Source organism: Enterobacter cloacae complex sp. ECL352 (assembly GCF_020149545.1).
GTDB classification, from domain to species: domain Bacteria; phylum Pseudomonadota; class Gammaproteobacteria; order Enterobacterales; family Enterobacteriaceae; genus Enterobacter; species Enterobacter asburiae_B.
In genome coordinates, this window is record NZ_CP083709.1 from 346,360 (window position 1) to 360,064 (window position 13,705).

A 13,705-nucleotide genomic window follows, 5' to 3' on the forward strand; every position below is an offset into this window, starting at 1 on the left:
GAAATATCTCCCCGGCCTAGTCTATTAGTTAACAAAGCTTTCTATAGATTTTATAACGCTTTTATAGAATTGAATCGACTCTTCACCGATTGGTATATTCTCAGTTGGTGAGTCAATTGTTACGCCATGCTCATCATATATTTTATTTCTGACAGGGTTTTTAAAATAATGTTGTGGTAAGATATCCACTTCGCTCGTTTCGATAGTTTTAAATGTTACGAAGTAACCGTTTTTCCAGCATGAATTATCAGTAATGATTGGCGGCAATAGCAAATTATCTTTTGCCAATACAGCATCTTCTTGAAGCGAAGATGTAAAATAGTCATATATATATATAACTATAGCATTTTTGAATGGACCGACATCTATTTTACCCAAGGAGACCATACCATAGCCTAATCGACCATCATTTAACTGAAAGTAAAAAAAATCACCTTGTTTAGGCCATTTTTTTTGCCTTTCATTTCCTGACACTACTGTTAATCTGTCGGCCATTTTACATTAATCCCATTATTTTTAAGCCAATTTTCGCCCCACGAAACAGCATCTGAGTATAACTTCCTTGTCGGACTTATGCTATTTATAGAGTTCTCAAAATGAGGGTTGTTGTGAATAACTGCTTGTTCTATGCTCCGCGCATGACCGCGATTTAACGGTTCTTCAGTAATTCTAACTAATTTGTCGAACCTTTCACCATGCTGCACAGCACGGATATCTACATCCTTACTGATACCTACATAGACAGGTTTACCGTCTCTATATCCTAAATAAACATGGGTGTTATTCCCACCTTTTGCCTTTCTTTTAATCCAGTCAGCAAAAGACATGTTTCTCACTGACCGTTTAGGACTCCCATTTTTGCAAGCGGTTAAACCTATAGGATCCACCCACCCCAGCGCATTCGGCGCATACTGGTAAAGGTTTATCCCCCCCGCCAGCCCTATCGGGTCCTGCTGCGTAAACCGCCCGCAGTCCGGGTCATAATACCGGAACAGATTGTAGTGCAGCCCTGTCTCACGGTCCAGGTATTGCCCCTGCATGCGCAGGTTCTGAGAATATCCTGATACCTGCGTCTCGCTTTCCCGCAGCAGCTTGCCCCAGGCGCTGTTCACCCCTTCCCAGCGCACCTGCCCTTCGATATCCGTCATCCGCTCCGGCGTGCCGTTGGGCTGGCAGTGGAACCAGAAGATCTCCGGAGCATTAACGCCATCAATACGCGCCAGCGGATCGTAGCTGTCCTGATCGCTGTAGACGTAGGTGAGCGGCACATCCCCGTGCACCTCCTGCAGCAGGCGGAACCCTTCCCAGACAAACCGGGTTGTGACCGGCTTGCCGGTTGGCTGTCCGCCCAGTATCTGGCGTCGCGTTTTGCTGATGCGTCGCCCGAGCGGATCGTAGCGGAAGCTGACCTGCGTCTGCGGCTTGTTGCGGTCCCGCGGCTGGCTGATGACTTCCGTCAGACGATGCTCACCGTCGTAGCGGTAGTGCCAGCGGGTCTGGCCGTTATCTTTTTCCACGGTGCGGCCGTGGATGTCATAGCGCCAGCGAATGCCGTTCAGCTGCGTCAGGCGGTTGTGCGTGACCTTCTCAGCGGAACCTTCGAGCGGGTTACCGGCAGCGTCCCAGCGCCACTGCTCCTGTCCGGGCAGCGTGCCGTCCTGAACTAGCAGGCGCCCGGCGCTGTCGTACTGCCAGCGGTACCAGCTGAACGGGTTATCGTCCCGCTCTTCACGCACCAGGTTATTTCGGTAGTCGTAATCCCAGCGTCGGGACCAGCGGCGCGGCGACGGGCGCTGCGCATTGCCGGTAAAGACGTCCCGGCGATGCAGTCGCCCAAGACGATCGTATTCGCTGCGGGTGGTCAGCAGCCCCTGAGTGCGGCTGGTCTCCCGGTGGAGTTCGTCGCGGGTAAAGTCGGAGACCGACAGCTTATCGAGAGCAATGCTCAACAGATGCCCGCTGCCGTAGTAAAACTGCTTCAGCTCGCGACCATCGGGCAGCGTGACGGAGGTGCGGTTGCCCAGCGCGTCATATTCCCACGCCAGCTCGCCGTGCTCGCCCGCCTCGCGCGTCACGCGACCAAGCGCGTCATACTCAAAGGCCAGCTCCTGCTCTGCCGCGGTGGTCCACGCGTCGGCTGCAAGCGCAGGATGCAGCCCAATCCGGCTTAACAGCCCGGACGACGTGTAGTGATAGCGTGTCTGCCCCTCCGGCGTGGTGCGGGCGACCAGCTGGCCGCTCGCGCTCCAGGCGAAGGCATGGGTGATGGCCTCAGGATGACCGGCGGCAAACGTGCGTGCTATCGTGCGTCCGCAGGCGTCATAGCGATACTGCGAGGCTACGCCATCGAGCCCCACCTCTTCCAGCAGCAGCGAGTCCGCGCCCCAGCGGAACTGATACGCTTCGCCGTTTTCGTTTTCCAGGGCAATCAGACGCCCGCGGCTGTCCCAGCGGCGACGGACCTCTTCACCCTGGGTATTACGCGTTGCGGTTAAGCGCCCTGCCTCATCGTATCTGAACTCACTTTCCTTACCGTCGGCGCCCGCATGCTTCACCGGCAGGCCACGTTCGTTCCATTTGAGCGATTCCGTCCAGCCTTCCGGGCGATCGAGCTGCACCGGACGCCCTGCGGCGTCGTAGCGATATCGCGTCTCTTCCCCGTCGGCGCCAGTCTCGGCCACCAGCCAGCCCAGCGGGTGATAGCGGTAGCGGGTAATACGCCCGGAACAGTCCGTCGAACGAACGATCTGCCCGGCCTCGTTGTACTCCTGGTAGCGGCTGTTTCCGGCGGCATCAACCTCTTCAATGACCTGGCCGAACTCGTCCCGGCGCAGCTGCGTGGTCTGCCCCATCGGGTCCACCACGCGCTTAAGCCCGTGATGTTCGTCGTACCAGAACCGGGTGGCGCTGCCGTCGGCTTCAATAATGGCCGCAGGAAGCGCGCGGTGTTCCAGCCAGGCGGTGGTGCGGGTATTGCCGTCGGCGTCGATCTCCTGAACCCGGTTGCCCATTTCGTCGTAGACGAAGGTAACGGCATTGCCGAGCGGATCGATGCGTCGCGTCAGAAGCTCGTTCTCGTTCCACTCGTAGCGCCAGTTTTCACCGCGCTCGTCAACGTAGCGGACAATCAGATTCTGCGCGTTCCAGTAGTGGCGGCGCGTCTGGCCGTCGTAGTGCTCGACGGTCGTCAGCCCGACGGCTAAATCGTAGCTAAAGCGGCAGCCGTCGCCGGTGCTGGTGCGGTTTTCCACCACGCGCCAGTGATCGAATTTTTTCCAGCGGTATTCGCTCTCCAGACCGCCCGGCATCCGGTGCCAGACCATCAGCCCGTGCTCGTTATAGCGGTACTCACGCGTCACCACGCCGGAGGCATCCGTCGCGCTCGCCAGCTGGCCGCGCGCGTCGTAGCCCCACTGCATCAGCGGCCAGGCCTGGCTGCCGTCAAAATGGCTGGCAGCGGTAACGCGCTGCGGGAAACGTTCATCGTCATAGCGCAGGGTGACGTCTATCGCCCGCGGCTCGTCGTGAAGGCCGACCAGCCTGCCGTGCTCGTCCCACTCCGTCAGCAGCGCGTTGCCGTATTCGTCGCTGAGGGAGGCCAGACGCAGGATAGATGGATTCGCCCGGGTCGGTTTATACAGACGCCACACCGCGCCGTCATCGTCGGCAATCGCCACGTCGCCGCTCTCATTGCGGCGGATAATGATGCCTTCGCTGATGCTGTAAAACGCGCGGTCGACAGGCGGCAGCTCGAAGCTCAGCTCGCGCCCGGTTTCGTCGAACCAGGTGGCGTTGTTGTCTTCCAGCGCCAGATAGCTGTCAAAGGTGGTTGCCCAGCCCAGACCGAACAGCCCTTCCCGGGTGGTCAGGCTGTTGTAGCTGCGCTGCCAGCGAAGCGGAAAGCGCCCCGGCAGCGAGAAGTCGAGCTCGTCGTCGTCATTCAGCACCTTCACGCCGGTGGCGGCGTGAACCGGGTGCGAGGAGCCAAACACCGCATTCACCGCCATATCGGCCAGCATCCCGCCGCCGGCCGCCGCCAGCGCGCAGGGCATGTTTTTCAGGATCTTACCCGGACGCCCGCGCAGCAGCGAGAGCGCAATCATCCCCAGCGCCAGACCCGGCGTTTTACCGCTTTTGATATCGCGGACCGTGAGCGTGTCGCCGCCGATGATCACGTTCGGGGAGACGTCGTCGGAAACGGTGCCTTCGCAGGTGGTGCGATCTTTGGCACGCACCGCGGGCTGCCCGTTGATGAAGACGCTTTTAGAGCCTTCCGCCAGATACTGCGGCCCGGAGTGCTTTTCGCACGCCACCTTGTCCTCTTCCAGCGGCGAGGTTCCCGCGGCGGCAGAGGCCACGCTCGGCTGCCACATTTCGCTGCCAAACTGACCGGCGGCGGATAGCAGCATGCCCGCGTAATCGGCAAAGCTGCCCGGCGACTGCGGCTCGGGGGACGGTGTATCGGCGGGCGTCAGCGTGCCTGCCGCGCGCGCGGCGGGGATTGCGTTGGTGAGAACGTTACTGGAACCGGTAGTGATTTTACCCGCAGGCGACGGCGGGAAAAGCGCATTACCTAACCCCTCAGCGGCGTTGCTGATATCGTCGGTGATCCCCGCGACGTTCGCCAGCACGCCACCGATAATTCCGCTTAACAGACAGCTGGATCCAATTGCCGCCACGCCCGCTGCGGCCGCCCCTGCGCCCAGCAATGGCGCCGCTACGGTTGCAGCTGCGCCTACCGCCGCGCCGATCACCGCATAGGCGGCACCCTCCGCCACAATGCTGGTGATGTCAGCAAAAATGCTGGAGTGAATAATCTCGTCGCCCTTACGGGCCGCCTTGTTATCGCTCATGCCTTACACATTCCGGTTGTCGTTTAGCGTCAGACTCTGCTTAAGCGCGCTCCAGCGCACCTCGTCCTCTTCGGTGAATGCCCTGAGTGCCGAGAGGGTAAAAATCATCAATACCGGTTTGCCCGGCGTCTGCACGGCCAGCTGTTTTTGCCACAGGCGCTGCCCGTTACGGTCAAAGGTGGTCTCAACTTCCAGCCCGTTAATTTTTCCGTCAGGCCCGGCTTTTACGTTCCGGAATTCGCTCTGGGCAATTTCGCCCATCTGCGGACGCAGCACATCCCACTGGCGATGGAACTCGTGTTCATAGTCGCTGCCATCGGGGATAACGCCGCGGCTGACCACCACGGACAGCCCGCTTTCGTCATCGCGAATAATGTTCATGCTGTTATCCTGCCAGGCAGCAGGAAAAAGGGAAAACGAACCTTCCTGGAGGGTGTATTTCATAAGTGAACTCGGGATGATTAATATTGTGAAAAACAAAAAGGCCAATCCATGCTGGCCCTCTGGCTGGCTGTTTTATTATTTACGCCATTGACCTGACTGTTCGACTAAAACATGGCCGCCTTTGCTGACAACCAATTTCGCAGGTGCATAATCTTGATTAGTTGTTCGTTGCAAAATGCATCGCATCAAATCTGGCAGCCCACTGCTGAATATCGGCATTAATAACCGGGCTATTATCTGAAGACTGGTAATGAATAACGTCCGACTCCGGAACCACCCAGGCCGCAAAGATTTTGCCGTCAGGATCGATAACCAGCGCTGACGCGTTCTCCAGATAGAGATCTTTTAGCCAGCCTTCAACAAACAATCCGCCACCTGCGGTGGTATGCGGTTCACCGAAGACATCAAAGTTATCAATAAAGGTCTGGTAATGATTTCCAAGCAACGTCCTGAGACTGTCTGTTACTTCTCTGTCGTTAACGATGCGGCTAACCGTATCGAGCTTATTGTATTGCGATAATTCAAGCGCCGATGACGTTTCAACAACGCCAGCCAATAAAGCCGTGAACAATACGGCTGCCAGATATTTTTTGGTCATAAATCACTCTGAAGAACCATTTTCGTAATTCATGGTTATTTTCACAACCTTACTGTCTTTAACCTCAAAAGAGAGCAATTTCTTACCCAATTCATAGGAAATCCACTGCTCCCCGGAATCATTTTCAACCTGGCCATCGCCGTATGCATTGTTCAGTGCTCTGATTGTTGAACCCACATGAACTCCACGCGGCGTTAAAATATCTGAGGCAGTCAGCGTAATCTGGGAGACGATATAATCATCAACGCTTCTTTCTGCTTTATCCCACCAGAGATTGGAAGTGAATATTTCTAAACCAGCCTTTTGATGCTGGAAGAACTTATATTGGGTTCCGTCAAAAGGAACCTCACCGACAAAATGGCCTTCAAGCGGCACGTCAATTTTACGGGCAATATCAGGAGTCCATCTGTCGCCTAATGCGACAGGCTGGCCTTTGACCTTGACGGAAAGATCCTGTTTTGTCAGAACGGGCGGCATAGCTTCTGCCAAAACCGCATTGCTGCTCAGACAGGTAAACATCAGGGCAGAACAAAGAAATGTCGGAGTGTGTTTTTTCACATTAGTTATCATTCAATGAATATTTATTGCGCTTCTCACCACTGGAAACATCGCCAGGACATGGAAGCAGCGTTTCTTATTCGGCGCTTATGACGACTGAACCCAGACAGTCAGGATTTTTCACGGTGAAACTGAAGCTCACCTTTTGTCCATTCATATCTTTTGGCGCTGTATAGCTGGTCACTTCGTTCTCAGAGCGGCCTCGTGGATAATCAGTTAGCGTCAGCTGCGGATAATGCTTTTTAACGGTATCGAGAGTGATGCACTGGCCGGACGGTGAAAAATTCAGTAACGGTGCCATACCGTCACTTTCTTTACTTAAACGTAAATCAATTGCAGTAATGTTCGTTCCATCCGCCAGTTTGATATCGTCGGCATTGTAGAAATTGATATATTCATTCTGTTTTGTCAGCCTGAATGACAACGGAGCGTTATCCAGACTGTTAACGGACAACGTTTTGAGTGATGCGCTCATTTGTGCAATGAACTGCCAAAGATCCTGTTTCTGCATGTTACCTCCTGCCATTCCCGTCGTTAATAAAGCCGCAAGCACCGCACCCGTTTTTAGACTATGGATAATTTTTATCATACCAACCGCCATAATAATCTTCGTAATATTGCCCTGTGGTAGACGTTTGTTCGCCTTTGCCAAAGATACGGCCTATCTGCGTACGCGCTTCACTTTCCTTTATAGCCCCCCGTTCGAGGGAATCATAAATACGATTATATTGTGTCTGATTTGCCGGATTGCCCGCAATACCGATATCCCCACCCTTGTTGGCTATGATTTCGCGCTGGACCCGGATATTGTTCAACGTTGCAGCGCCTTCATCACTGAGTGTGCTGTTGAGATAGGCGTCGCGCGAAGAAAAATCAATGTTGGGTTCATATAAAGCGTGGCCACTTTCATGTGACAAAGACTGAACAACCGCATTCGGATTACCGAGCTCGTTTTTATCAACGGTAATAACTCGCTTTTGACGATTGGCAAACGTCCCCTTACCTGCCTCACCTTCTTCAAATGTCCAGCCTCGTTTCTTTAACGTAGCTATGTCATTTTTCATGGTCGGTGATTTATCGACAAGACTATCTACATCCTTGCCATATCCGCTTGAAGGCACACCTGATGATGGGGGTGTTGCAGTTTTAGAGGTTTCGGCAGGCGCGCTTGCAGCCGCACCTGCCTTATTCTCCTTTCCCGGCGTAAATTTCGCCTGCACCGCCGCATCAATATCCCCTTTATGCCCCGATCCCGGTGCCGTTGTGCCCGGCTTGGTGCCAGAGGTATTCAGATGCAGCTTACCGCCCGTGGTGATATACCCATCCCCTTCCACGAAGAAGTTAAACTCTTTGCCGATCAGGTTAATCTTGCCGTTAGCGTTCAGCTCAATGGCGCTCTCACCGGAGACCAGCCGCAGCTTCGTCCCGGAAGCAATAACGTACTCTTCCACCGCAGCATCCAGCTTGCCTTTCCCCGTCAGGATCTCGGTTCCGCCCTTCACGGCCTGGGTTTGGTTCGCTTCCACGCGATGTAGTTCATTTTTCTTCACGTAATGGCTGCGCGCCCCGCCGACGCTGTGCGTTTCATCGTTTTTAACGCTGGTGTCCATGTTGCGCTCGGCCTGGATCCACACCTGCTCTGCGCCCGCCTTGTCCTCAAACCGCAGGGCGTTGGCATTGTCGACGGAACCGTCTTTCGTGCGGCTCATAAAGCCCATCTGCGTCGCCGCGGCAGGCAGCGCCCACGGCGGCATGCTCGCGTCGTTGTACACGCGCCCGGTAATAATCGGACGATCCGGATCGCCGTTGATAAAGTCCACCACCACCTCATCGCCGACGCGCGGAATTTGCACCCCGCCGTAGCCCTGGCCCGCCCACGCGCTCGACACGCGCACCCAGCAGGAGCTGGTGTCATCGCCCTTCGCCAGGCGGTCCCAGTGGAACTTCACCTTCACGCGACCGTATTTGTCCGTCCAGATACTCTCGCCCTTCGGCCCCACAACCTTCGCGGTCTGCGGGCCGTAGGTGCGCGGCCACGCCGTGTTCTGCGCCGGACGGTACACCACCGCCGACGGGATGACCGTAAAATCGGTGCGGTGAATGGTTTCACCCTCGCCGCTCGCGTAGCGGTTCTCTTCGAAGTGGTAACCCGCCGCCGTCACCAGATACTCGCCGTTGTCGCTGAAGAACGGCGCGTTGGTTAACGTGAAGGTGTGGCCCGGCGCAATCCCCGCCGCCGTGGCGGTGGCCTGAATCTGCTGATGCTCAACCTGCCAGCGTTCCTGACGAATACGGGCATAAAACTCCCCGTGGCCTTTGTCCACAAAGCGACCCGGCCAGTCGTACACGTCGATGCTGCCCGGCTTCGGCGACGCCGGGTTCTGCTGGGCCTGGAACAGCCACGCGTTCGGCTTGCGGAAGTCATAGTCGTCAAGGCTGTAAATCCCCGGCGTCACGCTGTCCTCCAGCGCCCACTGGCTGATGCCCTCTTCGTCCGTACTGCCGCCGGACGGCGTCTGGTGGTAAGGAATGACCTCATAGCCGCTGAACGGCTGATGCTGCGTGGCGGCGTCGGTGAGCACCAGGGTGTGTTTGTCCGCCTCGTGGCTGAAGTGATAGGCAATCCCCTCCAGCTCCATCAGGCGGCTGATGAAGTCCAGGCTCGACTCCTGATACTGCACGCAGTAGTCCCACACCCGGTAGCTGCCGGTGAGCTTATCCTCAACGTTGACCTGATGCTCGCCAAGCAGGGTTTTGACAATCTGCGGCACCGTCTGCCCCTGGAAGATACGCAGGTTACGGTCGCGCTTCATCGGCCACAGGTCCGGCTCAACCGTCAGCTGGTACACCGCATAGCGGGTGCCCGTCAGTTCGACGGCGCTGACCGCCACGCGGGTAATCTTGCCGTTAACATAGCGGGACGTCAGCAGGTTCTGCGTCGGGATGGTCACCGTGACCGGCTGGCCCAGCAGCTTGCTGCGGTCAATGCGCGCGTCCGTGCCGAGTACGGTCAGCGTCAGCGCGAACGACTCGGACATCGCCTCGCGGCCCGTCAGTTTCCAGAACAGAAGCCCCTCCACCGGGAGCTGAACGGTAATTCGGTTGAGCATAATCTTTATTCCATCTAGCTTATGCGATTCAGAAAAGAGGTTCGCATCTGTGACTGAGCGTAATTCTAAGGGTTCACCAGCCAGGTGCCCGGCTTGGTGATATCCAGCGTCTGGCCACGCGTTCTTCCGTTGCCCTGGAGTTCAATCTTCACCTCACCGGCCGGCAGCTTGAGCGATGCATAGCCGTTGGTCGCCGGACGCAGCGCTTTTGGCTCGCCGTTCACTTTCAGCGTTTCGCCGTCGAGGATGCGGATATAGACCAGCGCAACCGGGCTCTCCACAGGCGGCGGCGTCTGCTGTGGCGTCGCCTGCTCGTTAACCTTCGCCGTTTCCGGCTTCACGTCTGGGACGTTCGCGGCGGTTTCGGTTGGACGCGTCTCTGCGGGTGCCTGTGCAGCCTGCCCGGGAGCATCGTTACCGCCGCTGAACAGCATCGCCCCGGCGACAATACCCACCAGCACGCCTGCGGCAACCATGCCCGGGATCTTGTAGCGGCGCCAGTCGAGCAGCGAAGCCGGTTTTTCGTCTTCGACCGGAACCAGCATCGTGCCGGGCTTTTTCGCCGTCAGCACGTCGTTGATCCCTGCGACTGGCATCTCAATCAGCGCGGCGAACTCGTCGATGGACTGCGGACGGTCCTCCATGTGCAGCGCCAGCGCCCGGTCGATGGCCTGCAGCAGCGGAATGGAATAGCCCTGCGGCATGATCTCCACCAGCGGTTTGCAGGTATCCTGAATCGAGCGCACCACGCTGACCGGCGGCGGAGACCCCACAATCAGGGTACGCAGCACCGCGCCGAGGGCGTAAATATCCGTCCACGGGCCCTGCTCGCTTTCGTTGTCGTCGGTGTACTGCTCGATCGGCGCAAAGCCCGGGCGCAGCATGGTTTCCGTTTCATCGGAAAGGTTACCGATGGTGCGGCGCGCGGAGCCGAAATCAAGCAGCACCGGCAGGCCGTTATCCTGGATCTGAATGTTATCCAGCGAGATGTCGCGGTGCAGATAGCCTTCGTTGTGGATGGTCTTGATCGCACCGAACAGCATCGGCAGCGTGCGGCGGATCCAGGCCTCGTTGATCAGCTCCGGCTTTTCCTCGCGCAGGCGCGAAAGCGTGGTGCCGCTGTAAAACAGCGTCCCCATGTAGGCCGTGTCGTTTTGCACCCAGAAACGCAGAACGTGCAGCAGGTTCGGGTGGTTAAAGCGCGCCAGCAGACGCGCCTCCTGAATAAAGCTGTTCAGGCCTGCGGAAAACGCTTTGCCAAAGCGCTCGCTGCGCAGCACCAGGGTCATGTCGTCGCCGCGCACGGCGAGCGAGGAAGGCATAAATTCTTTGATAGCGATAGTGCGTTCGAGCTGGTGATCCCACGCGCGATAGACGATGCCAAAACCGCCGCCGCCGATCACCTCTTTGATTTCAAACTCGTTGAAGCGGTACCCGACCGGGAGCGCGTTTGGGACAGTCCGATTGTTATCATTATCCGTCATCTTTTACAGTTCTCTTGATGATTATTACGCGGCAAACTGACAGTGAAACTCGCCCTGCTCGCAGGTGACGTGCAGACGTCGGTACTGCTCGTCGCTGCGGCTGGCGGTAAGTAAGATCTGGCTCATCTGAGGCAGCAAGGTGTTGGTCAGAATAGCATCCACCATGCGGCCACCGGACTCCACCTCGGTACAGCGCTGAACAATCTGTTCCACCACGCTGTCGTCAAACTCAGAAATAATGCTGTGATTCTCTTCCAGACGACGCTCAATGCGCTTGAGCTGCAGGCGAACAATCTGCCCCAGCATCTCGTCGCTGAGCGGGTAGTACGGCACCACCAGCAGGCGGCCCAGCAGCGCCGGTGGGAAGACCTCCAGCAGCGGCTGGCGCAGGGCGCCGCTTAACGCGTCAGGCTCCGGCATCAGCTCCGGATCGGCGCACATGGCGCTAATCAGATCGGTGCCGACGTTGGAGGTCAGAATAATGATGGTGTTACGGAAATCGATGTGGCGCCCCTCGCCGTCTTCCATCCAGCCTTTATCAAAGACCTGGAAGAAGATCTCGTGGACGTCCGGGTGCGCTTTTTCAATTTCGTCCAGCAGCACCACGCTGTACGGGCGGCGGCGCACGGCCTCGGTCAACACGCCGCCTTCACCATACCCTACGTACCCCGGAGGCGCACCTTTTAAGGTGGAAACGGTATGCGCTTCCTGGAACTCACTCATGTTGATGGTGATAACGTTCTGCTCGCCGCCGTACAGGGATTCCGCGAGCGCCAGCGCGGTTTCGGTTTTACCGACCCCGGACGGACCGCACAGCATAAAGACGCCCACCGGTTTGTTGGGATCGTCCAGCTTCGCCCGCGAGGTTTTCACGCGGCGGGCAATGAGATCAAGGCCGTGACGCTGGCCGATAACGCGCTGGTTCAGCGTGTCGGCGAGGTTGAGCACCGCGTCGATCTCGTTTTTCACCATCCGGCCCAGCGGGATCCCGGTCCAGTCAGAGACCACCGCGGCAACCACGTTTTCATCCACCGCCGCAAACAGCAGCGGTTCATCACCCTGTAGGGCGTTCAGCGCCTGCTGCTGTTCCGCCAGCTGGCCGCGCAGCTCGGCGCTATCGTCATCGCCCGCCGCGAACAGCGCCGCGCGCAGGCGGATAATCTCCTGCACCAGGCCGCGTTCTTCTTCCCAGCGCCGGGCCAGGGCTTCGCGTTTTGTTTCATACGCGTCGCGTTCGGCGAGTAAAGCGGTCACGCGATCGGCGTCGCCGGCTCCCACGCGCGCTTCGCGCTCAGCAATCTCAATCTCCACGTCCAGCGCGGCAAGGTGGCGCAGGCAGTCTTCCAGCTGCGCGGGCGGCGCGCTCTGGCTGACCGCAACGCGGGCGCAGGCGGTGTCGAGCAGCGCAACGGCTTTATCCGGCAGCTGACGCGCCGGGATGTAACGATGCGACAGCTTCACCGCCGCGCTGACCGCTTCGTCGAGCAGCAGCACCTGGTGGTGCGTCTCCAGCGGCGACACGGTGCTGCGCAGCATCAGAATGGCTTTCGCTTCGTCCGGCTCGTGGACCTGCACCGTCTGGAAACGGCGGGTCAGCGCCGGGTCTTTCTCGATGTATTTTTTGTATTCCGCCCAGGTGGTGGCGCCGATGGTGCGCAGCTGACCGCGCGCCAGGGCAGGCTTCAGCAGGTTCGCCGCATCGCCGGTCCCCTGCTGGCCGCCAGCGCCAATCAGGGTGTGGATCTCATCGATAAACAGAATGATTGGCGTGGCGCTGGACTGGACTTCGTTAATGAGCGCCTGCAGACGAGCTTCAAACTCGCCTTTCATGCCTGCGCCAGCCTGCAGCATGCCGATATCCAGCAGCCACAGCTGAATATTTTGCAGCGGCTCCGGGACGTCGCCGTCGGCGATACGCAGCGCCAGCCCTTCCACTACCGCCGTTTTCCCGACCCCGGCTTCCCCGGTCAGCAGCGGGTTGTTCTGGCGGCGACGCATCAGGATATCCACCATCTGGCGGATCTCCTCGTCGCGCCCGACAACCGGATCAATCTTCCCTTCGCGGGCGCGGGCGGTCAGATCCTGGCCGTACTGGGCCAGCGTCCCCTGCGCCGCCGGTACCGTACCCGCCGGTGCGTCTGCGGCGGCAGCGGCCTGCTGCGTCTCTTTGCTGTTTGCGCAAATCGCGTCGAACTGCTCAATCAGCACCTCGACGTTAAGGCGGGTGAACTGCGACGAAATGCTTTTCAGCACGTTAGCCAGGTTCCAGGTTTTAAGCATGCCGATCAGCAAATGGCCGCCGCGAATACGGCTGACGCCAAACTTCAGCGAGCCGAAGACCCAGGCGCGCTCCACGGCGCTGTCAATGTGTTCGGAGAGATCGGAAACGGAACTGGCGCCACGCGGAAGGACATCCAGCGCGGCCACGATATCGCGCGTCAGCTGCTGTTCATCGAGGGCAAAGTGGCGGATGACCTGCTGCAGATCGCCATCCTGCTGCTGCATCAGCTGATGCAGCCAGTGCACCAGCTCAACGTACGGGTTGCCGCGCAGCTTGCAGAACGCAGTGGCGCTTTCCAGAGAGGTAAATAACAGCGTATCCAGTTTGCCGAAAAGCACGGCACGGCTAATTTCTGACATGTTAGTTTCCATTAACAA

The 13,705-nt window shown here is 57.8% G+C and carries 9 protein-coding genes; all 9 read right to left on the minus strand.

Going from position 1 to position 13,705, the window contains the following annotated elements:
• Positions 1 to 24 precede the first annotated feature (24 nt).
• Positions 25 to 495 (minus strand): Imm26 family immunity protein, encoded by a 471-nt coding sequence (locus LBF07_RS01635; protein WP_094934687.1) that lies wholly within the window; start codon positions 493 to 495, stop codon positions 25 to 27.
• Positions 480 to 4,853, minus strand: coding sequence for an RHS repeat-associated core domain-containing protein (locus LBF07_RS01640; RefSeq protein WP_224435101.1), 4,374 nt, complete (start codon positions 4,851 to 4,853; stop codon positions 480 to 482). The genes LBF07_RS01635 and LBF07_RS01640 overlap by 16 nt, the downstream gene beginning before the upstream one ends.
• A gap of 3 nt (positions 4,854 to 4,856) precedes the next feature.
• On the minus strand, positions 4,857 to 5,297 hold the full coding sequence (locus tag LBF07_RS01645; RefSeq protein WP_094934688.1) for a DcrB-related protein: 441 nt from the start codon (positions 5,295 to 5,297) through the stop codon (positions 4,857 to 4,859).
• A gap of 157 nt (positions 5,298 to 5,454) precedes the next feature.
• A complete protein-coding gene (locus LBF07_RS01650; protein ID WP_370642470.1) occupies positions 5,455 to 5,895 on the minus strand; it encodes a hypothetical protein in 441 nt (146 codons plus the stop codon).
• 3 nt (positions 5,896 to 5,898) lie between these two features.
• The gene (locus LBF07_RS01655) at positions 5,899 to 6,453 is read right to left on the minus strand and encodes a hypothetical protein (RefSeq protein ID WP_224435102.1); all 555 of its coding nucleotides are present in this window, start codon (positions 6,451 to 6,453) and stop codon (positions 5,899 to 5,901) included.
• Between the two features lie 76 nt (positions 6,454 to 6,529).
• Positions 6,530 to 7,042, minus strand: coding sequence for a hypothetical protein (locus LBF07_RS01660; protein ID WP_224435103.1), 513 nt, complete (start codon positions 7,040 to 7,042; stop codon positions 6,530 to 6,532).
• Positions 7,023 to 9,563 carry a type VI secretion system Vgr family protein gene (locus tag LBF07_RS01665; protein ID WP_094934690.1) on the minus strand — a complete coding sequence of 847 codons (2,541 nt, stop codon included), beginning with the start codon at positions 9,561 to 9,563 and terminating at the stop codon, positions 7,023 to 7,025. Before LBF07_RS01665 ends, LBF07_RS01660 begins: the two co-directional genes overlap by 20 nt.
• 65 nt (positions 9,564 to 9,628) lie before the next feature.
• The gene (locus tag LBF07_RS01670) at positions 9,629 to 11,047 is read right to left on the minus strand and encodes a serine/threonine-protein kinase (RefSeq protein ID WP_094934691.1); all 1,419 of its coding nucleotides are present in this window, start codon (positions 11,045 to 11,047) and stop codon (positions 9,629 to 9,631) included.
• 24 nt (positions 11,048 to 11,071) lie between these two features.
• Positions 11,072 to 13,687, minus strand: coding sequence for a type VI secretion system ATPase TssH (gene tssH / locus LBF07_RS01675; RefSeq protein ID WP_094934692.1), 2,616 nt, complete (start codon positions 13,685 to 13,687; stop codon positions 11,072 to 11,074).
• Positions 13,688 to 13,705 lie beyond the last annotated feature (18 nt).